Genomic DNA, 21,110 nt, shown 5'->3' on the forward strand with positions numbered 1-21,110 from the left:
AATCTACTTGAAATCAAATAATCATTGTCTTTTTTAGGATTTTCAAAATTAAACCCCTTTATCTTCGAACGCATGAATTTCATTATTATTACCTAATACGATGAGGATATCATTAGTGCAGATGACTTCTTCAGCTGAGGGGGAAACAATAAATTCTTCTCCGCGCTGGATCCCGATGATCGTACAGCCGTAATTGGCACTTACATTCAGTTCATTTAATGTTTTGTCAGTTACCTTTTTTGTAGAGACTATTTCTGCAATGCTGTGGTTCTTGGAAAGCTCAATGAAATCAATAATCTTATCAGATGTAACATGGTGAGCGATTCTCTTAGCCATTTCCCTTTCAGGGTGAATGACGCGATCGGCTCCGATTTTTTCTAAAACCTTTTGATGGTTCTCACTTGATGCTTTCACCCATACTTGTTTGACACCCAAGTCCTTTAGCAACAATGTTGTGAGGATACTAGCTTCAATATTACTGCCGAAGGATACAATGACAAGGTCAAAATTCTTCAGCCCCAATGATTTCAGATTATTTTCGTTAATAGCATTGGCCACAACAGCATGGGTAGCATATTGGCTATATCTGTTCACTCTTTCCTCTTTCAAATCGACAGCCAGAACCTCGAATCCAAGATGATGAAATTCCTCGACAAGGCTTCCTCCAAAACCCCCAAGGCCGATCACAGCAATTAACTTTCTCACTATGTATTTCCTCCTATTTAAAAAGAAAATTCTACTAACAGGGTACATTTTTAATATGCCAATTCCTGATATTTATTTTTTGAAAATGAAAGAAAAGGGCTGCTCGGTACACGGGAATAGGATACTGGGGCTTCCAGCCTGTATAGATTAAGGCGTTATTTTTCACATAAATCCATTCATAAAGTACTGAAAATCCAGTCCATCCTAAAATATACAAATCTGTTTTGGGAGTCTTCTGTAGTGCAACGATAAATCCCATAATGACTTATTTTAACCAAGAATAATTTAAATATGTTTCCCTATAAGAGTTATTTGAACAAATACATATTAAAGTTCATGTTCCCCGAACGTTATATTGTGTTAATATAGGAATATACGTTCGTATAAAATGGGGTGATTCTTTTGCTGAAAAACGAAGAAGATGTAATAAAGTTAATTCAATCAGACGATAACATGATGAAGATTATACATACAGCTAGTACTCTCGATTTGCCGGACTGGTGGATCTGTGCTGGTTTTGTTCGCTCAAAAATTTGGGACACTCTGCATGGTTTCGAGGAGCGCACGATGACACCTGATGTTGATGTGATCTATTTTGATCCCGCCAACATTAATGAAGATGAGGAAAAGAAACTGGAGGACGAGTTGAAAAGCCTTATGCCTGTGATTCCCTGGTCCGTTAAAAATCAGGCAAGGATGCATGTCGTCAATCAGATTCCTCCCTATACATCTTCAGAAGATGCCATCTCAAAATTTCCGGAAACCGCGACAGCTCTGGGCGTGAAGCTGGACAAAGAGAAGAGGCTGGTCATGACCGCACCATGTGGATTGGAAGATGTCCTTCATATGGAGATAAAGCCGACGCCTTTTTTTACAGAAACGAAAGAACGAGCTGCCATTTACGAGGAGAGGCTGATCAAGAAGAATTGGACAGCGAAATGGCCTATGGTGAAAGTGAATCATGTAACATTACCCTCCTGGTAAAAATCCCATTTCGAATAGCTCTGCAAAGTATACTTCCTGAAACTTTTTATTCAGGATGCCAGTATAGTAGGCAAGCGGATTTTTTCTCTTAAGGGGGCGGATATTATGGCAGTATTGTGACGGATTTTTTGGAAGTGTCTCTATCTTAATAGTTTGGCGAGGAGACAGAAAATCAAAAATGTCATATACTATTATTCAAAGGAGGTGAGAAGAATGGAAAAACAAATACTAGATATCTTATTAAGTATGCAAAAGGATCTAAGTGGTGTAAAAGAAGATGTGAGCACTTTGAAAGCTGATATGACGAACGTCAAAGAAGACATAAGTGCCTTGAAAGGTAATGTTACCAACTTACAGAATAGCGTTGAAGTCGTTCAAGCCGACATTAAAGAGGTCAAAGCAACGGTTGATCGAATAGAAGCGGCACAAACTGAGGATGTGATCGGTATACTGAAATTGAGTAAAAAGAAAACAGACTTTGAAGTTGATTATTTGAACAATCGACTAACTGAAATGGACAAGCGCATTTATGTTCTTGAAAAGACGGTACAAAATTAAAATTTTTAATTGATTTAGTACAGATCGAAAAAGTTACTTAAAATTATCATTTTGGTTTATTCCAACTGGATGATTCGTTTCTTCGGTTTCCTTTTAACCACTATATTAACTTAAAGTATCTTATCTTTTAACCTCATGAACGAATCATCTGCACTGATTGGTTAATACTGTCTATTGAACCTTTTAGAAGTTTTTCTTCTTAAAATTCCTCATAAATGAAAAACTCCTTTTATTAGATCCTTTCTATGAGTGCTTCCTGATACCACGCCTTTTCTTAGCGAAGATGGGCAAAAAGAACTCAAAGCTCATGAGCAGAATGGTTACTTAAGTAACTTCTCAGGATTCTTCACCTTGATTGAAACAACTTCACCGCAATCTAAACAAACTGTATAGACCCTTTCTGATCCGATAGCCATTTTTTTATCCACTGGGCGGAGATTAATATAATCCATCGCTTGAACGAAAGAGTCTCCACCGCAGCTGCAGCATTTCATTTCTTTATTACTCATAAAGTTCATCCCCTTTCTATATATTTCCTAATACGATTCAAATGTGCAGAGGTTTCACTTTTTAACGAGTAATGGCATTGTTTTACATTTTAGAAGGATATTCGATGTCTTTGTTGAATTAGTCTTCTATTGATTGTAAAGGAGACGTCATCTATGGATCTAAAAAAGCATATTAAACAATTAGAGGAAAAATTATTAACGGCAGAGGTCCGATCATCCAAAACGGAGCTGAAAAAGTTACTGGCTGATAAGTTCTTTGAGTTTGGCAGTTCTGGGAGAGTATTGTATAAGGATGAAGACTTTGAAGGTGGAATTGGGATGATCAAAGTTACATTAAGCGATTTCGATATCCACCCTTTATCGGAAAATATTGTTCTGGCGACATATCGGACTTTTAATGAAGATACGAAACAGCATGCGTTACGGAGTTCTATTTGGAAACTAGATGAGGGAGTTTGGAAAATGGTTTTCCACCAGGGAACGAAAACGGACCCATCAATTTAAAAATTTGCGGAGCAGGTATAACAACATATTGAGCAAAAGTGCAATCTGTGTAATAGTAAATTGGTAATATTTTACTTTAAGATGGCAAATGGGAGGCAGAGGGAATGGATGATTTTACAAAAGCACTGAAGAGAATGACCAAAAAGTATCCGGTTCTTACTACTATATTCTTAACACCTATCATCTGGGAGTTAATATGGGAGAGTTCTTCGCTAATATAAGCAATTGAGCATGGAAGGTCGCAGGATGTGCGAAGGAATATAATGAGAGCGGCACAACGGTTCTATAAAAAAGTGAGGTGGAAGCGAGTGAAAAAGCGCATCAGCTTATTGGTTTTAGTTTTGTTCATCCTGAACGCTTGTACCAACAGGGATGAACCATACTGGGGATTAAGTACTACATTTACCAATGATGGTAAGACCTTATTTGGGATAGAGGATCAGTTTGGCATGATGAAATTGAACGGAGAAACCGATGAGCCTGAGTTTCCAGCAGGAAAAGGGAGATATTACAAGCTATATTTTTTGGACAGTAACAAAGATTTAACCGGTAAACAGTATAAGATGATTGGGACACATAAAGATTCGGGTGAAACTAAGGAACTTTACCAGCAAGAAATTATGGGTATGCAAAGTGAAGCAAAGTTTGGGCTTGACCAAAACGGTCTTTGGAAGATTGATATATTGATTGACGATGAGGAATATAGCAGTTTCGTAGTAGAAGCAAAATAGTAACTAGCGGAACCAAGCTGATAGCAAAATGTTATTGATTGTAACTTCGAGGTGGTCTTTTGGGTGAATTACTATACGGCAATGAAGAGATTTATATTATTGTTTATTGCTTCATTTTAATATGATGTTTTATTTAATTACAGCCTGGCAAAGTTGAAAAAATCAAACCTAAAGTTTTACTTGGCAGGCCTGGATACGATTTATGTTTCCGTTTTTGTTTTTTATTTGTTTCTCTCATAGATTTTTGTGATAAATCATCACTCGGGTTTATTATCCATTGTTAATTTTCGTGTAGAGATTAATAAGCGGAGAATTTCCGGCTATTGTCACTAGCTTTGCAACGAGACACCAAATTTAGTTAATTTTAGTTTAAATTTCAAATTTAGTTACCTAGCTAGTTAGCGTTGGAAACAAAAAAAGGAACACCTGGTTAAAACAACAAGTTACCAAGCAAGTTAGTTAGCACCTTATTATCCGTTTATCTTTGGACAATTTGGACGGTCTTCAACTTCTTGGGATATTTTCTTGGCCGGCCGGGTTTTCCTTTCTTTCGCCTTCCTTTGGATGTTCTGCTCGGCTCCCTGAATAAGGCTTCCATAAAATAATCCCATGAGTCATACCAGTATTGACGAAGGTACTTGAGTATTTCCCACGTGGATTTTTTAGAACCTGTCTGAATCCTGACCAATTCGCAAAGCCCATAAGCAATCATGGCGAGCCACAACTGATTCCAGACAGCCTCCTTTTTATGACTGTAGAACTTCACTAGTTTGAGGTGCTGTTTGATCCATTTGAAAAAGAGCTCGACTTTCCATCGTTGGCGATAGATCTCCGCGACTTCACTCGCAGTAAGGTCCCGTCGGTTCGTGACTACCCTGTATTTATTGCTTTCGTCATCAAGGAACTCTATGAGACGCAATGCAATGGTCTCTTCCGTTTTAGGCTTTTTGACTTGAACCTCGGCGTCTAAAACAATGTTAGGTTCGTCATGAATGTCATGCTTATTCACGATTGTCAGCTTTGAATTCATTTTTACCCTGGCGACAAATTTCAGGTTCTTTTGAATTAAATCCGAATAGAGACCATAACTGATATACCCTCGATCATAGATGTAGGTGACAGCTTGATCGACCACTAGTTCGAGGGCGACTTCCTTGTCATCTACTCCGGTAGTAGAAAGAATTGATTTGCCAGGATAATAGGTATTTTCATCCGCGACAATCAAACAGAGATGGAGCTTTACTCCATTGTTTTTCTTGGTGGAATAAGCCCATTCACCCGCCTTGGAAGGGAGTGAGAACTGAGAAGAGTCTACAGCGGCCAACTTTCCTATCTTGTCAAAGCCAGGCAGACGCTTGTGATGCTGGTCAATCTGCTTAAAGATTCGAAATGCAGTCTCCTGCAGGAGACCGGTTGGCAGCTTCTCAAGCTTTCTGTTAATAGAAGAGCCATGTATACTCTTTAGCTCAAGCAGTTCCTTGAACACCTTCTTGGACTTGAGGTTCTCACTCAAATCCCATAAGGATTCACGTCTCATGAGCATTCCTTCCACCGCCATGGTAATAACATGGCCAGAAAAAAGTTTGTGTGCTCTATGGTCCATAAAGGGGTCACGATAATTCACAAGATTTAACAATGTCAAACACTTTTGAACTACAGTTGAGTCGGGTAAAGTTAGATTGGGTATAGAACTCTTTGAGTTCATAGGAATCCTCCTCTTGTAGAATAGGTGTTTGGCAACTTGTTGTTACCATTCTACATAGGAGGATTTTTTCTGTTTAAAACCTTTTATTGTTCGAATACCATTATTTGGAACAACTTTGCAAGCCTAGTGGGCTATTGTATATAGATGCCTCAATATAGCAGAAATAAGCGGAGATATTCCGGTTAACTGATAAAAATATGAAAAAATCCAACGAATTTGATTGAATAAGCGGAAAAAATACCCTTATTTTTAAGAAAACAAGGGTTGTTTCCAATTTAAGCGGAAATTTTCCGCTTATTTTTCAAATGCTGTGAAATCAACAATAAGTTAGAACAGACCTTTTTAAAATACTAGTTTGTGAAACGGAAATTGGAGATTTGAGAAGCGTCATATACAAACCAGTTATAGACGGAGCTGATCAACAAAAGGCATTGCACCTGCAATGCCTTTTGTTGTGTTCTATTAATCAATCAAATTCCATTGTTCCTTTTGTTCGAGACTGGTATTCGGCGAGTTTTAGCAGAAGGAAGCTGATGGCAAAGAATGCAATGCCTAATAAGATTTCTTCGCCTAAAAGGACTGCCACATTTGAATAGTTCCCATCATTCAATATGTCCTTTGTAAGTTGGACGCCTCTTGTCAGTGGTGTGAACTGCCCGAGGAGCTGCAGCCATTCTGGCATCCGGGAATAAGGATAGTTAGCACCACTCAATAAAAGTAACAGACTTGCCAGCAGGTTGGACCATAGGTGCATAGAAGGGGACCAGAGACAAAAGGTTCCGAGTATAAGGCCAAGCCCGGCACCTGAGAAGATCGAACAAAGCCAAATAATCAGGAGCACAAAGCCTTCTTGAAAAGAAATCGTTAACTGAAAGAGGAGGATTCCAAACAGAAGGCCGATAGCTGCGGTCACCAGTCCATTTAAGACGTGCGCGATGGATCGTGATAAAAATAAGCTTACTTTATTGTAAGGTGTCGCCATGACAAGGGGAAGTGTTCCCATCCATCGGTCGGAGGTGATGACAGACATAATTCCAAACACTGCATTTAATACACAAAGCAGGAGAGCATTGGCTGCTACATAGCCTAATAGGTTTTCTCCCTTGTATACATAGTTTACTAAAGTTGAAAAGAAAATCAGCTGGCTGAGTGGACTCAGCACCATTACGAATAGATATACCTTCGGATCCAGCCAGCCAAATAAAGCTTTGTACGATAGAAAACCGTGACGTATAAATCGTTGAACAGCTTCCATTCTTTAATACACCCCCAATTTCCCGTGAAATCTAGCCTTTTTATCCATTAAACGATAGAAATACATCCCAATGAAAATGTATAGCACTGTAAGAGAAACAAGGGCTGTAAAAGAAAATAGCACTGTTTGTGAGGAGAACGTTTCTGTCGTTACATCCCGTAAAAGTTGGATTGCCCAGGTAGGAGGCAGGACGTAAGAGATTCCTTGAATCCATGCTGGCAAATACGAAATCGGAAATAAAAAGCCGCAAATTAGATAAATCGGATACTCAATGAAATTCATCAACGCTTCCGCTTGTCTGGAAAGGGTAAAGGCGAGCGCGAGAAAGAAAGAGAAAACAGCCAATGACAGCAGGACGAATAGTAGTGCTGTTAAAAAGACCCGCGGATGATAAAAGACAAGGTCTAACTGGAAAACAAATTTTAAATAGACGAAAGACAAAATCATTGAAATAAGTCCCCATATTGTATTTGCAATGATTTTTCCTATCAGAGTGACCGCGAACGGAACTGGCGAGATAAAAATGATTTCGAGTGTTCCATAAAATCGTTCTCTGTTCACATCACTTGCAGATGAAAAAACAATCGAGGACCAGAGAGCCATGAATCCTGAGCCCAATACGACATTATGGAACAAAGTTTCGGGTGAGTCTTTTCCGTAAATAAAGATCGCCAATGTTGAATAAAAAAGCGGTGAAATCCAGATGATGAACTTAAACATCGGCCGTGCAATCGATAGCTTCATATGGACCAGGATGGTATGAAGAAGGGACGCAGCTAGACTCATGATGCATTCTCTCCAATCGTTCTAACATATACATCCTCAAGTGTTGGATTCGAAATCGTTAAATTGGTAATCACAGAATCTTTCATTGAATTATAAATAAATGGCACGACAAGCTGGGGTTCTGTTGTCTGGATCCTTAATGTAAAGGCAAAATCCTGTCGGTCAACTTTTATGTGCTGAATGCTTTTATGATTCTTTATTGAATCAATTTGCGATGATGATGCTCCCAGGACCGAGCAATCGATAATCGACATGTTATCTACCTTTTTCTTCAGATTGTAAGGGCTATCGATGTCGATTATTTCCCCTTTATTAATGAAGGCAATGCGATCACATAATTCGTCTGCTTCATACATGTAATGAGTTGTCAGAAGAATCGTTGTACCTTGATTATTTAGTTTCCGCAATGTCTCGCGAAGCTGCCTCGCGCTTACAGGATCAAGGCCGATAGAAGGCTCGTCAAGAAACAGAATCTCCGGATTGTTCACAAGCCCTCTTGCAATTTGTAATCGCTGCTTCATTCCTTTCGAGAAAGTCTCAACCTTTTGATGAGCAACATCATGAAGGCCAACGAGTTTCAATAAATCTTCTATTCTATCTTTCTTGGTAGATTGAGGAATTTTATAAAGGTCAGCAAAATACGAAAGGTTGTCATAAGCCGATAGCCGCCAGTACAAATTCCGCTCTCCTCCGAGGATAAAATTGATTTTTGGCCTCAAAAGTCGGTGATCTGTTGCCGGATCAAGCCCTAAGATGGACACATTACCTGAATGGGGGATCAGCATGGTAGACAATATTTTAATCATCGTTGTTTTACCGGCACCATTGGGACCCAACAAGCCGAAGATTTCCCCTTTCTTCACTGAAAAAGAAACTCCTTTTAGTGCTTCTACCGTCTTCTTTTCTTTCTTGAATATTCCTACTTCCGTTGTGTAGGCTCGAGTAACATTTTTTACTTCAATTACATTTTGGTTCATGTCTTCGCCTCCAATGTAAGATAGTTATCTTATAAGATGATTATATTATGTCCTTTGGTAAAGTCAACCATTTTTTACATAAAAAAAGCCTAATCCTCTGTGGGGATTAGACTATAACTTAGGGCTTATAAATTCTTGCAATTGTTTTAAAGTTGCCTCTGCATGTTCCTGGTTATAGGAAAAATACTTAATCGTCCCTACTTTTTCTTCTTTCACAAAACCAGCTTTCTTCAAAAGTTCCAGATGGTGCGAGACGGTGGCCGTTGTAATTCCGAGGTACTCGGCGATTTTGGCACCGTATTCCTTATTCCGTGCAAGCATTCTTAAAATAAGGATTCGATTCCGGTCAGAAAGTGCCTTTAGTTGCACTTCCAGTTCGGCACTTTTTTTTTCGATAATCGACCAGTGGTGCAACAACTCCATAGATGATGATACATGTCTTGGAATCGAAAATCCTGATTCGATTAGCGGCAAAAAAGTAGGATGGAATGTAGTAATACACTTGATATAAGCTTGTTCGTCTGAACGTTTTTCCCATTATGTATTGAGCTAACGCCAAAGGCTCCATGTCAATCGATTTCACTTTCTCGATAGATTCCTGGGCAGCATTGCTTACGTTTGCAAGCTCATCTTTGAATGTCCGCGATTGAGATACATCTAACAAGAGAGATATAAAGCTATTTCGGAAATCAGGCAGGTTGTTTAGAATACCTTGCGTAGTTGTTTTCTTTTCATCAGTTTCCCACCAGATCGTATCCTCAGCAGACTTAAGCTTCTCTGGATTTTTAATCAATTCTTTAATTTGCTTTTCAGGAAGAGACTCGCCAAAAAAGTGATACAAAAAATCAGGATCACTAAGAGTAGAGATTTTTTCAAGAAACAGTTCTACATCATGAAAATAAGGATAAGGCAGAAGGAAATTAAAAAGAAAGGTGAAACTCCAATCGGTTTTTGATTCCCAAAAATCCAGGAATTCTGCGGAGTTTTTATCTAGTTCCTTGAGTAGTTGACCATATAAGCGGTCCTTTTCAGTTCTTGCATCAAGTAAAGACGAAGTAAAAGCAATAAATTCCACAACAGTTGAGTGAAAGTGCTCCACTACGACTTCATCTGCTTTTGAGCGGCTGTCCCACTCTAATGACATATCAACACCTCATTTCATACATGTTTATTATAAGGCAATCATCTAATAAAGGAAACATGAAAGGTTCGGAAGCTTTTTTAATGTTATAAACTGGCTTTATTAAGTAGGGGTGTTTCGGTTTTTATCATAAATACCAGCTAATATTAATTAGATTTCCATTTTTCGACATTCCGGGGGAGGAGTAACGGTCTTTTTATTGAATACTTATGTTAGTAAGAATGGAAAGCTCAGTTTTTTAAAGGGAGAAGAGTATGGAGAAATTTTATGTAGCATCGAGTTTTCGGAACATTGATGCTGTGAACTATGTGACGAAACAATTAGTAAACAAAGGCTATGTGCATACATATGATTGGACGAAAAATGCCCAAGCAAGGGAAGACAAAACATCAACATTCGAAGATTTAATTGAGATTGGCCAAAATGAGAAAAACGCCGTCTTAGAATCTGATTTTATCGTTGTGTTACTGCCAGGTGGAAAAGGAACTCATATAGAATTAGGAATTGCGCTGGGCTTGGAAAAGAAAATTTTTCTTTACTCTCCAGATGGAGCAATCAATCATTTTGAAACAACTATTACATTCTATCATTTGCCAGAAGTAGAAAAATGTTATAGGACACTGGATGAATTAATAGAGAAGATCATCATTCAGTTGCCTTTAAACCAAGAGGTGTATTAATTCGGAGCTAAAAATGAAAGGCAGGTGACCAAATTGACAAAAAAACTTTCATTAATTTTGTTGGGTTTATTAGTTTTCGTTGCCTTATTTTCAACATTTTTATTCTTCAGGACTATTTTTTCAAATCTAATTCCTGAATATAAAACAGCTGAAGCAATCCCTCTAGCCATTTTTTCAGGATTAACATGGGTTGCACTTGCTATAACTTTAAGGAGTCTTGAGAAGTAGTTTGCATACAGTGGTAACATGGAAATTTTTTAGGGGTGATTAATCTTGAGATTTATTGATGACTTAGCAGGCTCTATTTATGATATTTTTAAATTCATTTTAAAGTCGCTTAGCTATTTTCTGGCAGGTATGATTATCGTAGCAATTCCAATGTACTTGATTGTTTGGATATTTGGTTATTTAAAGTAGAAGCTGTTTCAGAAGAGATTTTCCGTAATACTTATAAAAACAACTTACAACAAAAAGGGGGAGTTTAAGATCAAGAGTCCATTAAGTAAATTTCTTTTGTTTGGTGCCTTGTTATCTGCGATTCTATCTTTTATTCTCGGCACTAAACTCGCTATACTGTCGGCCGGATTCCTTTTAGCCAATGCAGTCTTGCTTCAATCTTTGAAAAAAAGAGAAGATGAAGGAGGTAGACAATAACTGTTTTTGTTTGATGCAGAATGGCTCTTGTAGAAGGAATATAGGTTGTGTAGGGAATTGAAGAGAACAATCAATGAATTTATGGAGTAGTGAGAAAATGAATAAAAGTATCCCTTTTAGATTGATTGAACAAAAAGAAGGAACAGATAGCTTAGTTATTGTTTTACCCGGGGCGGGTTACTCCACACAAGCTAATGTAACCGTAGTCTAAACTGGAAAAAAACGGGCGGAATTTCCAGTTTGCCAATAAATTTTGATTTTCGCCATTAAGTAGGGTGAAATCGCCAATAAATAAATTTTTTCGCCAATAAAATTTGAAAATCGCCAATAAAGTTGTGAAAACCGCCAATAAAAAAATTCTATAGTGAAAAAAGGCTTAAAAGGGTCTTGTTTTTTCTATGTAATCTTGCTTTTAACCTTCAATCGGCCTTCGCTTAAAGAGATAGGCGATAAGAATGCCACTTTTCATGAAGGAAGTGTGGAATTCTACAGAAATATACTGTTATTTAAGGAGTAATCTCTATGTCCAATAAATTTAATATTTCTTATGGGGAACATCAATCAAAATTTGGTGTTTTGCGTTTGCCTGAAAGTTCAGATCCATGCCCAGTAATAGTTTTAATTCATGGGGGGTTTTGGCAATCCAAATATAACTTAGAGGAGAATACCCCAATTGCTGAGGATTTAACTCAACGTGGTTATGCAACTTGGAATATCGAATATAGAAGAATTGGTGAAGAACTAGAAGGATGGAATAGCATTTTTAATGATGTTATTGACGCTATTAACCATCTGTCTATTATTAAAGAGTCATATCATATTGACCTCTCAAATGTAACTGTTATAGGTCATTCAGCTGGAGGCCATTTAGCCCTTTGGTTAGCTTCAAGAATTAACACGTCGAAAGCCGATGATGTATATAGTGAACTTTCTATACCTATTAAAAAAGTATTAAGTCTGGCAGGGGTCACTGACCTAAAAAAGATGTGGGAAATTCACGAACAAAAGGGAATAAAAAGCCCAGTAGCTGCACTATTAGGTGGGGCACCACATGAAGTTCCTAAACGCTATAAAATGTCTTCTCCAATAGAATTATTACCATTTGAAGTCGATCAAGTGTTAATACACGGTGAGTTGGATCGTCATGTTCCTGTTGAATTAAGCAAGAATTATTACCAAAGCGCTTTAGAAAAAGGAGATAAGGTGAAGTTAGTTGTTCTGCCTGATATAGAACATTTTAAGGTCATTGACTCAACTTCAGCTGCTTGGGACATAGTTGTTGAATCAATTTGAGGATTCGATCTTTTTTTCACATCTAGGAAGAACGGAAAAAGTGAAAGCGTTATTCATTGGACTTATTGGTATTTTAATTATGGTAGGGACTAACTTAATTTTTTTTATTCTTTAACTGGCTGCCGGATGGCAGTTTTTTTGATTATGTGGGCAGAATTCATGACTGATTCCAGGAGGATTAACGACATTTTTAGCAAATGATGCCGTAATGTTAACTATGTGTATTGGTTATTTATGGTATTATTTAATTTAGATAGGCTCCGATATTTGAGGGGGAATTGAAGTGAAAAATAAGTTAAAAAAGTCTTCAACAGATAAGTCTATAAGTGGTGTCTGCGGAGGTATAGCTGAGTATTTTGGCATATCTTCTTTGGCGGTAAGGCTCATATTTGTTTTGTTACCTGGCGCTAATATACTAATCTATTTAATTCTTGTTAATGCGATGGATGATAGTCCTCCTTCGTTATATTAAATAGATTGGTGCATTACTTGCAAAATTAATTGAAAGGGATTTTTCTTTGAAGAAATGGAAATTGCTTACGATACTTTTGACTAGCTTAATAATAGGTGTATTACTTTATCACGATGCTCGAACTTTGAATCTTGATCGGTCTGATTTACCTGTGAATGATCAGCTGGCGATTACAATCTCTCAGCGTTACCTTGCTGGTTATTGGACACATCCAGTTAAGCTGAATTTAACACCTTACGAGAGTAAGAATGTGAAAGAAACAGCCGAGACTTATATTGTCGATATTATCGATGAAAGGGATACGCCACTTTGTAAGGGGTATCAAATAGTTGTTGAGAAGGATAGCGGTAAAGTTATAGATAAAGAAGAGAAGGATTATTGCCGTTAATACTATAATCTTTTTTTAACAAACTCGAGAGTTTATAGTATTTCATTGGAGGCGATTAACACGGAGAAGGTCAATTTTATTCATCATAACACCTTAAGCGAAAAGGCTGAGGAAACTTTTTTATTACATAAAACCTTGATTGCAATCCTACTCCCCGAAGCAGATATTCAGCATGTAGGCAGTTCAGCTGTTCCAAACAGCATTACAAAAGGGGATTTAGATATACAGGTTCGGGTTGAAGCTTATCTATTTCCCAAAGCAGTTCAAGAACTTTCGAAATTGTATGAGGTTAATGAAGGTAGTACAAAAAGTCAAACTTTCCGAGCATTTAAAGATGATTCAGTAGATCCACCTTTAGGGGTACAACTGACCGTTATAGGCTCTGAATATGATTTCTTCTGGAAATTTCGTGATATTTTGATAATGAATGAACAATACCGAAAAGAGTATGACGAGTTAAAAAGGAATTTTGAAGGGAGAGATATGGAGCTTTACCGAAAAGCCAAGAATGAGTTTTTTGAAAGACTAATGGAAACTCCTGAATTTCAACAGTTTGATAGGTAACCTGAATATGGTCAGGGAAGCAAAAAAAACAGGCCGGGTATCTTTCAATAAACCCAATTAGTTGATGTGAATAAATAGTAAATAGTAGAGTGCGCTGATCTTGGGAGGATTAGCGCACTTTTTGTTTTGTTGCTAGTGAAACCTTAATGGATAAATATGTTAATATAGGTTTATTAGAGAAACAGCATAATGGAAAAGAGTTGCTAACATAGTTGTGATTAATTTGAGGTGTTTCAGTGGAGAGTAAATTTATAAGAGGGACTTTCTTTTTAACGGCAGCCAGCCTGATATCCAAGATTCTGGGCTTTATTTATATCATACCATTCACGGCTCTCGTTGGAACTCAAGGATATGTTTTATATAAATATGCCTATGGGCCGTATACGATCCTTTTGAGTATTTCAACAATAGGCCTTCCCCTTGCCGTTTCTAAAATCGTTTCGAAATATAATGAATTAGGTAACTATAGAGTGGGTTTGACTCTATTAAGATATGGAATGTTTTTAATGGTCATAAGTGGTATTATCTCATTTGCTGCTTTGTATTTATCAGCACCATTCTTAGCAAGTGTACTAATTGAGCCTAATGATCAAACAGGTAATTCTGTAGAGGATGTTCAGTATGTAATTCGTCTCGTCAGTTTTGCTTTGTTAATTATTCCAGCGATGAGTATTTTCAGGGGATACTTCCAAGGGAGCCAATCAATGGGGCCTTCGGCATTAAGTACAGTGGTAGAGCAGGTAGTCAGGATTGTCTTTATCTTGGCAGGCGCATATATTACCATCCACATATTTAACCGTTCTGTTACCAATGCTGTAGGGATTGCCACCTTTGCCGCCTTTATCGGTGGAGTAGCAGGATTTTTAGTTTTATTATTCGTTTTTTATAAACGAGGAGAATTAATAAAGAAACAAAGAGATATCAGTCCAAATAACAAAGACCTAAAAGTGATATCAATGTTAAAGGAATTGATTGGTTATGCAATTCCTTTTGTCATTACAGGACTGGCAATCCCAATTGTTAATGACGTTCTACAATGTCCGGAAATTGATGGTACTAATTGTCCGAAAACTGACGGATTTCCTGTCCAAAATGAAAAGGGAGGCAGTTTTCCTGCTTCCCAACGATTTTACAAGTCAACTTGGTACGTCTCGTTTTTCTTAAGATAGAACTTTACGTCGTTACGACCAGTGAAAATATACCAATCCCTACCCAGTTCCAGACGGCAGGAAAGAGTCTTGCCATTACCTAGATGAAGATCAAACCATTCTCCACATCGCATCTTATAACCAGCATTGTCCCCCCAAAATACAACCCAACAATCCAACTCTTCATTGTAATTCATTTCTTTCCAACGGCTTTTCATGAAAGTTCACCCTGGATGACTTGCTTGATCATATGGTCGTCAATGATCCTTCGGCCATTTTGTGAGCCATAGAGTAGACTATGCGTGCAGAGTTTATCTATGAGCCTTGCGGCACCACCAGAAAACCGATGGATTTCATCGAGAGCCCCGTCAGAGAATATTGGTTGGTCAACTCCGGCATAACGAAGGTGCCTAGAAACATATTCTTCAACTTGGGCACGATCGAGATGTCCTAGCTGAAATTGGATATCGATTCTTTGGCGTATGGCTGCGTATGATTGGAGCCGAAGTCGATCCCATAATTCACTTTGACCGACAAGGATAAGCGCCATCGGGCTTTGCGAATCCATTTTGAAGTTCAGTAGGAAACGAACCTCTTCAAGCATTTCACGGTCCAGAAGATGGGCTTCATCCACTACCACCACAGGTTGTAGCCCTCGTATGCCTTTCATTAATTCAATCTCACGATGAAGCTGCCGTTTTGCATCTCCCCGGTAAAACTTCGCTTCGGAGCCTAACTGTTCCAGAAGACCTTTGTAAAAATGCCGAGGTGTTAACTTAGAGTCAGACAGGTAAAGGATATGGAATTTCCTTTTATCCAATTTGTCCACAAACTTACGGATGGTCGTAGTCTTTCCAGTACCACTATCCCCACTCAGAACGGCGAAAAGCTGTCTTTCAGCTGTGTACTTCAGCCTTCCAAGGATTTCTTGCATCATCGAGGAATCATACAATTGATCAGTCGGAAGATCTCTGGCGAAAGGTGTGTAATCCATTTCATAGAAGGCTTCAAACACGAGAATCATCCTCCTTCCAAACGGCACGGAAGGTCACGGCAGGTTTCTGTTCAGTTTGACGTTCCTGGTTCTTTCGTTCAGCTGCCTTTAATAGTCTTGAAGATTCTACATCCTGCACCTGCAGGTGCTCAGGTAATGCAGGACGCTTCCCAGCTCTTTCCCCAATGACCAGCTTCTTGGCTTTCCATGGAATATGACCCTCGAACTCAATGGTTAGCTCCTCGATATTCGCAGGGTCATAAACAACTTCAACCTGTCGTCCAATGAATGTCAGGCCCACCTCATATTTTTGATCCATGAAACTGATGCATCCTGATTTATCAACTTTCCTCGTTTCACAATGGAGAAATGCATTACTCAACGTATCCGGATCGATGAACCGAATCGCTTTCTTATCTGAACGAAATGCCGTTTCCGGGCTGATTTTCTCCCCAAGTGCAGAATGAGGCTTATTCTGATAACACTCTGTCAGCCACACTTGGAAAAGCTCATTCAGACGATCAAGTGTATTGGGTTTTTCGATGACAGCCTCACTTATGAATGAATCTATTACTCTGTTAAAGCGTTCAATTTTCCCTTTTGATTCAGCTGAGTATGGCCTTGTGTATGTAAGGCGGGTGCCTATTTTTGAGCAGGTACGCGACATCCATTTGGTTCGATATTGCTTTCCATTATCAAAATAAACAGCTTCTGGAACACCATACTTTTGTATGGCCTGCCGAAAGGCATCTTCAATGATCCTTGAATCCAAAGTAGGGTAGAAAGCTGCGTGAAGCACAAATCTGGTGGCGTCGTCGATAAAGGCGACAAGATATACTTGTTTCTTCATTCCATTCGGACCAATTGGCAGGTAAGGGCCATACTTGATATCTGATTGCCAGAGTTGGTTGCGATGTCGCTTCTGAAATCTCCTGGCAGCTACTCCTGTCTGGGAGTAGAGTCGCATATGCCGTGTGCTGTAACCTTTTTCAGTGAGCTTTTCCTGGAGCGTTGACCTTTTGATCTGCCCTGGTTCAGCCAACCCTTCCCACTCGAGTATCTGTATGATTTGAGCCACGCTCCGGCTCGGCACTTCCTTACGCAGAAGGATTGCCTGTTCCAATAAATGAGGAGGGATAGCCTCAGACTTTTGAGCACCTTTTCTTCCTTGCGGCTTTAGTCCTCCAAACCCATCTACCTGAAATTGAGCCAAATATCGCCTGATGGTTCTTTCAGAAAGACCGCTAGCCTTCGCTATCTGGTCTCTTAACTCCTTTACTTTCCCAGCGTCAAGCCCCTCTGCCAATAAAGGGGATATCAGCTGAAAACGCTGCACTGCCAATTCTTCTGATTTCTTATGATCACTCATGATACATTCTCCTCTCTGTGTCTATCACGAGTGTAAATCAGGTTCTATTGGACAATGAATGCGGAACGGGTGTGTAACCATAAATTTATATTTGCGATGGGCCGGACAATTCTTGTCAGCCATCCATTGGCATCTCCTACCAAGCGTCCTATCCTTTGAAGTGCGGTCCCTGAACATTTGGACGTAACATCCTGGGGGATCTTTCCCTGGTTGGTCCTGATCATGATGGAGTTCAAACAGCCGATCCAATAATCCATTAATTGATGAAACCAACCGTGCCATCTTGAAAGAGTGGAATCTTCGGCAGCAACAATGTGGGTGGATGGGTTCGTAAGAACGTCTTCGATACATTCAGCCTCATAGCGTTTATAAGGAATCAATAAATCTGGAAGTTCATGATGGATGGTCTGACAATTGGTGCACTGCATTCTTCGGATGTTATATGTTTTACTCTGACCTGTATGATCCTTGGCTTTTCGATTCTTTGTACCTCTAACCAACATGTCTTTACCACAGCAAGGGGAAGGGATCCTCCCCGCACCCCTAACTAAAAACTCCAGTAAGAGTGTTTTCAATCAGCTGATAATCTGATACAATAACCATATACTTTTTTGTGGGACGTCTCCTGTATAACTGTTGGCGCAGTTATACATTATGGGGGACGTCTTTTCCTTTCTCCAGAATAAATGTCGAAATGTTTCGAATTATATACGGACATTATAATCGACTAATTCTGGACAGGCAATACCGTCAACTTTCGGAAATTTAAGGATGTCAAAAACACCAATTTATCAAAACATTGATACCTTTACCATTAATAATTTGTTTCAGTCTATAGGATACAAGTTAAATGAAGCGGAGACTATTAATTCAGTTATTGGATTAGCGCAAATTCTCGTGATGGTACCTGTGTCATTGGCTACAGCATTCGGCATGTCTTTGATACCGGGTTTAACTTCAGATTTTATTGGTGGAAGAATAGTAGAAGTAAGAAATAAGATTTCTGAAACCATCCAAATTATTGTGTTCTTTACTCTTCCAGCTGCTATGGGCCTATGTATTCTTGGAGCCCCTATTTATATCACGATTTTCGGGGTTGAAAACAGTCCTGAGCTGGGCGGGTACCTTTTACAATGGTACTCTTTAGCCGCAATATTTTTTGCAATGTTTACAGTAACAGCTGCAATTATGCAAGGAATAAATGAACAAAAGAAATTAATCATAGGAATCCTTTTAGGAGTTTTTTTGAAGATCGTTTTAAACTACATACTTGTGCCATATTTCAAGGAAGCTGCCCCAATTTTAGCTACTTACTTTGGTTTTATGATCTCTATTCTATTTAACATTTTCATCATTAAGAAAACAATTCAATTCAGGTTAACACCATTACTTAAAACATTAAAGGGCATTTTCTTGTTAGTTTTGACCATGTCAATGGCTGTTTGGTGTGTAAAACTTTTTTCAGAACTATGGTTGCCAAAAGGTTTGAGCATATATTCTCGTGCTGCAATAACTTCAATTATCTCCATCTCTACGGGGGTATTCGTTTATTTAGGATTAGGTTACAAGCTGCATATGGTAAAGAGATTTTCATTGAGAAGTAAGAGTAAATAGTAATGCAAATAGCCAGTTAATATTCTATATAGCTATCATCCAAGTCTTGGACAATAGCCAATAATGATTAGGAGATTTAAAATGACAATTATTGAAAAATCATATCTTACTATAGAAGAGCTTATTTCATTACCAACCTTATCAGGCATAAACATTAGTGAAGATGGAAAAAACGTCGCCTTTGTCAAAAATACAGTTGACTGGGAAGGCAATAGATATAGGAATCACATATGGATATATGAAAAAAATAAGGGGAAATGTCGGTCATTAACAGCCAACGATCTAGAGGGTACATCGCCATTATGGTCACCAGACTCTAGACATATTGCATACCTTCGTTCAGTTGGTGATGGGGAAGAGAAGAAAAATCAAATCTTTGTTGAGTCATTAGTTGGCTATAGCAGGGTTCAAATGACTGTTGAGAAAGAAGGAGTAAGTAAATTCAAATGGGATCCAGCTGGCAAGGGTTTTTATTATTTGGCACTGTCAAATGAATCTGAGGAGATCAAGAAACGCAAAGAGATATATGGAGACTACGAGCATGTAGGCAAGGATTACCGAAACCATTGTTTATATTTCGTTGAAATAAAAAATATAGATGAGAGCCCAGAGGATTCTAGTTATGCGGGTAAGGTTAATGAAAAAACCATTCCGCTTCGGCTGACTGACGGTAAGGATTTTCATATCTATGAATTTGACATTTCTAACGATGGACAAAAGGTTGTGTTTATTGCTGCACCAAGCCCGTCTGGTGAAGATGAGCAGAATGCAGACCTATATATACTAGATACGAAAACTGGCGAGCTGCAAAAGATGAATGTTGATAAGCTATTGCGTACGAGTGTTTGCATTTCTCCTAACGAAAGCAAAATATGCTACTCAGCCAGCATAAGGGAGAAAAATTATTATAAGACACATATAGGAGACAGAACACTATACATATATGATCTTAATAGCGGGGAAGTCATTCACCCTTAAAAAGATTTTGATAGTACGGTTATTCCAATACGGTGGACAGCTAAAGGGATTTTAATTAAATGGCAGAATAAAACTAATTATCTTATTGCGTTATTATCTGAGAATGGCAATGTGGAGATGTTAAGCGAAAAAGCAGATGGCGTAATAATGGATGCATCTATAACAAAGGATGGAAAACATCTTTCCTATAGTAAGGCTGCAGCAAATGAAACCTTTGAAATCTATTTAGACGAAAAAAAGCTAACGAATGAAAATAGCTTTTTCAAAGGAAAGCTTAAAAGTAACAGGGAAATTATCTCATGGAAAAGCAGTGATGATCTTGAAATAGAAGGGGTTTTATCAACTCCGGCAGACTTCGATTCACAGAAAAAATATCCTTTATTGGTACTTATCCATGGCGGTCCAAATTGGGCATCGTTCCCGATCCATTCAGGCTGCTTCAATGAAAAATATCCTGTTGAGCAGTTTATTGAAAAAGGATTCATCGTTCTAGAACCAAATTACAGAGGAAGTTCAGGATATGGGAATGAATTTTTAATAGCAAACTATAGAAATCTGGGAATTGGTGACTACCAGGATGTCATATCCGGGGTAGACACACTTGTTGACATGGGTATTGCAGATAAAGACCGAGTAGGGGTAATGGGGTGGAGCCAAGGTGGATATATATCAGCCTTTTGTTCTACATATAGTGATAGATTTAGGGCAGTTTCAGTCGGTGGAGGAATTACAAATTGGAGTCACCATTATGTAAATACAGACACACCATATTTTATTAGGATGTATTTAGGAGATAACCCATGGAATGATCCAGAGATATATAGTAAAACATCACCCATGACATATATTAAAACAGCCTGTACTCCAACATTAATCCAACATGGCCAAATGGATGCAAGAGTTCCAACCACAAATGCATATGAGCTATATCAAGGCCTAAGGGATATGGATGTGGAATCAGAATTAATCATATTTAAAGGTATGGCATATAGTTCTGACCAGCCAGGAATGAATGTGGCTATTATGAATCAGAATTTGATATGGTTTACGCACTATATTCTTGGAGAGAGCATGGAAGGTCTTAGAGTTGTGTGATTAGTT

General features: G+C 38.4%; 25 protein-coding genes and 2 pseudogenes. 15 read left to right on the forward strand and 12 right to left on the reverse strand.

Features of this window, described 5'->3' with window-relative positions; translation table 11 throughout:
* Window positions 1–48: 48 nt before the first annotated feature.
* Window positions 49–705: a potassium channel family protein gene (locus tag FOF60_RS11160; RefSeq protein ID WP_192473178.1), complete on the reverse strand. Its 657-nt coding sequence runs from the start codon at window positions 703–705 to the stop codon at window positions 49–51.
* Between the two features lie 453 nt (window positions 706–1,158).
* On the opposite strand from FOF60_RS11160, the gene FOF60_RS11165 reads away from it, so the two are divergent.
* Both FOF60_RS11165 and FOF60_RS11170 read left to right on the forward strand, forming a co-directional pair.
* Window positions 1,159–1,689: a nucleotidyltransferase family protein gene (locus FOF60_RS11165; protein ID WP_192473185.1), complete on the forward strand. Its 531-nt coding sequence runs from the start codon at window positions 1,159–1,161 to the stop codon at window positions 1,687–1,689.
* A gap of 213 nt (window positions 1,690–1,902) precedes the next feature.
* Window positions 1,903–2,247, forward strand: coding sequence for a hypothetical protein (locus FOF60_RS11170; protein ID WP_192473179.1), 345 nt, complete (start codon window positions 1,903–1,905; stop codon window positions 2,245–2,247).
* Window positions 2,248–2,567: 320 nt separating this feature from the next.
* Here the strand turns inward: FOF60_RS11170 and FOF60_RS11175 are convergent, their stop codons facing one another.
* Window positions 2,568–2,756, reverse strand: coding sequence for a hypothetical protein (locus tag FOF60_RS11175; RefSeq protein ID WP_192473180.1), 189 nt, complete (start codon window positions 2,754–2,756; stop codon window positions 2,568–2,570).
* A gap of 153 nt (window positions 2,757–2,909) precedes the next feature.
* Between FOF60_RS11175 and FOF60_RS11180 the strand changes: the two genes are divergently transcribed.
* Together FOF60_RS11180 and FOF60_RS11185 are read left to right on the forward strand one after the other, a co-directional pair.
* Window positions 2,910–3,260 (forward strand): nuclear transport factor 2 family protein, encoded by a 351-nt coding sequence (locus tag FOF60_RS11180; protein WP_192473181.1) that lies wholly within the window; start codon window positions 2,910–2,912, stop codon window positions 3,258–3,260.
* 308 nt (window positions 3,261–3,568) lie between these two features.
* Complete coding sequence (locus FOF60_RS11185) at window positions 3,569–3,991, forward strand: hypothetical protein (RefSeq protein WP_192473182.1); 423 nt, start codon at window positions 3,569–3,571, stop codon at window positions 3,989–3,991.
* Between the two features lie 478 nt (window positions 3,992–4,469).
* Here FOF60_RS11185 and FOF60_RS11190 read toward each other — a convergent pair whose 3' ends face one another.
* The 6 genes from FOF60_RS11190 to FOF60_RS11215 all read right to left on the reverse strand — a co-directional run bounded on the left by FOF60_RS11190 (window position 4,470) and on the right by FOF60_RS11215 (window position 9,858).
* Window positions 4,470–5,696, reverse strand: a complete 1,227-nt coding sequence (locus FOF60_RS11190) for an IS4 family transposase (RefSeq protein WP_192473841.1) — start codon at window positions 5,694–5,696, stop codon at window positions 4,470–4,472.
* Between the two features lie 466 nt (window positions 5,697–6,162).
* Entirely contained in the window at window positions 6,163–6,951 is a 789-nt protein-coding gene (locus FOF60_RS11195; protein WP_192473772.1) for an ABC transporter permease, read from the reverse strand.
* Between the two features lie 3 nt (window positions 6,952–6,954).
* On the reverse strand, window positions 6,955–7,737 hold the full coding sequence (locus tag FOF60_RS11200) for an ABC transporter permease (protein ID WP_192473771.1): 783 nt from the start codon (window positions 7,735–7,737) through the stop codon (window positions 6,955–6,957).
* Entirely contained in the window at window positions 7,734–8,714 is a 981-nt protein-coding gene (locus tag FOF60_RS11205; protein WP_192473770.1) for an ABC transporter ATP-binding protein, read from the reverse strand. The genes FOF60_RS11200 and FOF60_RS11205 overlap by 4 nt, the downstream gene beginning before the upstream one ends.
* 111 nt (window positions 8,715–8,825) lie before the next feature.
* Complete coding sequence (locus tag FOF60_RS11210; RefSeq protein WP_264647676.1) at window positions 8,826–9,083, reverse strand: ArsR/SmtB family transcription factor; 258 nt, start codon at window positions 9,081–9,083, stop codon at window positions 8,826–8,828.
* Window positions 9,061–9,858, reverse strand: coding sequence for a hypothetical protein (locus FOF60_RS11215; RefSeq protein ID WP_264647677.1), 798 nt, complete (start codon window positions 9,856–9,858; stop codon window positions 9,061–9,063). The genes FOF60_RS11210 and FOF60_RS11215 overlap by 23 nt, the downstream gene beginning before the upstream one ends.
* A gap of 251 nt (window positions 9,859–10,109) precedes the next feature.
* Here FOF60_RS11215 and FOF60_RS11220 point away from each other — a divergent pair, with 251 nt between their 5' ends.
* From FOF60_RS11220 to FOF60_RS11255, 8 genes are all read left to right on the forward strand, one after another.
* Window positions 10,110–10,535, forward strand: a complete 426-nt coding sequence (locus FOF60_RS11220; RefSeq protein ID WP_192473768.1) for a nucleoside 2-deoxyribosyltransferase — start codon at window positions 10,110–10,112, stop codon at window positions 10,533–10,535.
* A 33-nt stretch (window positions 10,536–10,568) separates the two neighbouring features.
* The gene (locus FOF60_RS11225; RefSeq protein WP_192473767.1) at window positions 10,569–10,763 is read left to right on the forward strand and encodes a hypothetical protein; all 195 of its coding nucleotides are present in this window, start codon (window positions 10,569–10,571) and stop codon (window positions 10,761–10,763) included.
* Window positions 10,764–10,808: 45 nt separating this feature from the next.
* A complete protein-coding gene (locus FOF60_RS11230) occupies window positions 10,809–10,952 on the forward strand; it encodes a hypothetical protein (protein WP_192473766.1) in 144 nt (47 codons plus the stop codon).
* Between the two features lie 759 nt (window positions 10,953–11,711).
* Window positions 11,712–12,482: an alpha/beta hydrolase family protein gene (locus tag FOF60_RS11235; RefSeq protein ID WP_192473765.1), complete on the forward strand. Its 771-nt coding sequence runs from the start codon at window positions 11,712–11,714 to the stop codon at window positions 12,480–12,482.
* Between the two features lie 283 nt (window positions 12,483–12,765).
* A complete protein-coding gene (locus FOF60_RS11240; RefSeq protein ID WP_192473764.1) occupies window positions 12,766–12,954 on the forward strand; it encodes a PspC domain-containing protein in 189 nt (62 codons plus the stop codon).
* A 46-nt stretch (window positions 12,955–13,000) separates the two neighbouring features.
* Window positions 13,001–13,342, forward strand: a complete 342-nt coding sequence (locus FOF60_RS11245; protein WP_192473763.1) for a hypothetical protein — start codon at window positions 13,001–13,003, stop codon at window positions 13,340–13,342.
* Between the two features lie 45 nt (window positions 13,343–13,387).
* The gene (locus FOF60_RS11250) at window positions 13,388–13,906 is read left to right on the forward strand and encodes a GrpB family protein (protein WP_225650520.1); all 519 of its coding nucleotides are present in this window, start codon (window positions 13,388–13,390) and stop codon (window positions 13,904–13,906) included.
* A gap of 236 nt (window positions 13,907–14,142) precedes the next feature.
* On the forward strand, window positions 14,143–15,075 hold the full coding sequence (locus tag FOF60_RS11255; protein ID WP_264647678.1) for an oligosaccharide flippase family protein: 933 nt from the start codon (window positions 14,143–14,145) through the stop codon (window positions 15,073–15,075).
* Here the strand turns inward: FOF60_RS11255 and FOF60_RS11260 are convergent.
* From FOF60_RS11260 to FOF60_RS11275, 4 genes are read right to left on the reverse strand one after another with little or no spacing between them, the layout of a single operon-like run.
* On the reverse strand, window positions 15,036–15,272 hold the full coding sequence (locus FOF60_RS11260; protein ID WP_192473829.1) for a DUF5348 domain-containing protein: 237 nt from the start codon (window positions 15,270–15,272) through the stop codon (window positions 15,036–15,038). The two genes, FOF60_RS11255 and FOF60_RS11260, sit on opposite strands and share 40 nt — an antisense overlap.
* Window positions 15,269–16,069, reverse strand: coding sequence for an ExeA family protein (locus FOF60_RS11265; protein ID WP_192473828.1), 801 nt, complete (start codon window positions 16,067–16,069; stop codon window positions 15,269–15,271). Before FOF60_RS11265 ends, FOF60_RS11260 begins: the two co-directional genes overlap by 4 nt.
* A complete protein-coding gene (locus FOF60_RS11270; RefSeq protein WP_192473827.1) occupies window positions 16,062–17,417 on the reverse strand; it encodes a DDE-type integrase/transposase/recombinase in 1,356 nt (451 codons plus the stop codon). The genes FOF60_RS11265 and FOF60_RS11270 overlap by 8 nt, the downstream gene beginning before the upstream one ends.
* A 44-nt stretch (window positions 17,418–17,461) precedes the next feature.
* The gene (locus FOF60_RS11275) at window positions 17,462–17,992 is read right to left on the reverse strand and encodes a DUF6431 domain-containing protein (RefSeq protein ID WP_225650527.1); all 531 of its coding nucleotides are present in this window, start codon (window positions 17,990–17,992) and stop codon (window positions 17,462–17,464) included.
* Window positions 17,993–18,188: 196 nt separating this feature from the next.
* Between FOF60_RS11275 and FOF60_RS11280 the strand changes: the two genes are divergently transcribed.
* The 3 genes and pseudogenes from FOF60_RS11280 to FOF60_RS11285 form a co-directional block, all read left to right on the forward strand.
* On the forward strand, window positions 18,189–19,031 hold the full coding sequence (locus tag FOF60_RS11280) for a lipid II flippase MurJ (RefSeq protein ID WP_192473660.1): 843 nt from the start codon (window positions 18,189–18,191) through the stop codon (window positions 19,029–19,031).
* An 81-nt stretch (window positions 19,032–19,112) separates the two neighbouring features.
* Window positions 19,113–19,620: pseudogene (locus FOF60_RS24565) on the forward strand (TolB family protein); the annotation flags it as partial.
* 68 nt (window positions 19,621–19,688) lie between these two features.
* A pseudogene (locus FOF60_RS11285) lies at window positions 19,689–21,104 on the forward strand (prolyl oligopeptidase family serine peptidase); the annotation flags it as partial.
* Window positions 21,105–21,110 lie beyond the last annotated feature (6 nt).

This window comes from Mesobacillus jeotgali (assembly GCF_014856545.2).
Taxonomy (GTDB): Bacteria; Bacillota; Bacilli; order Bacillales; family Cytobacillaceae; genus Mesobacillus.

What these genes read in the sequence shown, in the direction of transcription:
- FOF60_RS11165 (WP_192473185.1), top strand. Translation starts at nt 1,159, where the DNA reads ATGATGAAGATTATACATACAGCTAGTACTCTCGATTTGCCGGACTGG.
- FOF60_RS11180 (WP_192473181.1), top strand. Translation starts at nt 2,910, where the DNA reads ATGGATCTAAAAAAGCATATTAAACAATTAGAGGAAAAATTATTAACG.
- FOF60_RS11260 (WP_192473829.1), bottom strand. Translation starts at nt 15,272, where the DNA reads ATGAAAAGCCGTTGGAAAGAAATGAATTACAATGAAGAGTTGGATTGT.
- FOF60_RS11235 (WP_192473765.1), top strand. Translation starts at nt 11,712, where the DNA reads ATGTCCAATAAATTTAATATTTCTTATGGGGAACATCAATCAAAATTT.
- FOF60_RS11280 (WP_192473660.1), top strand. Translation starts at nt 18,189, where the DNA reads ATGTCAAAAACACCAATTTATCAAAACATTGATACCTTTACCATTAAT.
- FOF60_RS11195 (WP_192473772.1), bottom strand. Translation starts at nt 6,951, where the DNA reads ATGGAAGCTGTTCAACGATTTATACGTCACGGTTTTCTATCGTACAAA.
- FOF60_RS11205 (WP_192473770.1), bottom strand. Translation starts at nt 8,714, where the DNA reads ATGAACCAAAATGTAATTGAAGTAAAAAATGTTACTCGAGCCTACACA.
- FOF60_RS11220 (WP_192473768.1), top strand. Translation starts at nt 10,110, where the DNA reads ATGGAGAAATTTTATGTAGCATCGAGTTTTCGGAACATTGATGCTGTG.
- FOF60_RS11215 (WP_264647677.1), bottom strand. Translation starts at nt 9,858, where the DNA reads ATGTCATTAGAGTGGGACAGCCGCTCAAAAGCAGATGAAGTCGTAGTG.
- FOF60_RS11200 (WP_192473771.1), bottom strand. Translation starts at nt 7,737, where the DNA reads ATGAGTCTAGCTGCGTCCCTTCTTCATACCATCCTGGTCCATATGAAG.
- FOF60_RS11270 (WP_192473827.1), bottom strand. Translation starts at nt 17,417, where the DNA reads ATGAGTGATCATAAGAAATCAGAAGAATTGGCAGTGCAGCGTTTTCAG.
- FOF60_RS11190 (WP_192473841.1), bottom strand. Translation starts at nt 5,696, where the DNA reads ATGAACTCAAAGAGTTCTATACCCAATCTAACTTTACCCGACTCAACT.
- FOF60_RS11170 (WP_192473179.1), top strand. Translation starts at nt 1,903, where the DNA reads ATGGAAAAACAAATACTAGATATCTTATTAAGTATGCAAAAGGATCTA.
- FOF60_RS11175 (WP_192473180.1), bottom strand. Translation starts at nt 2,756, where the DNA reads ATGAGTAATAAAGAAATGAAATGCTGCAGCTGCGGTGGAGACTCTTTC.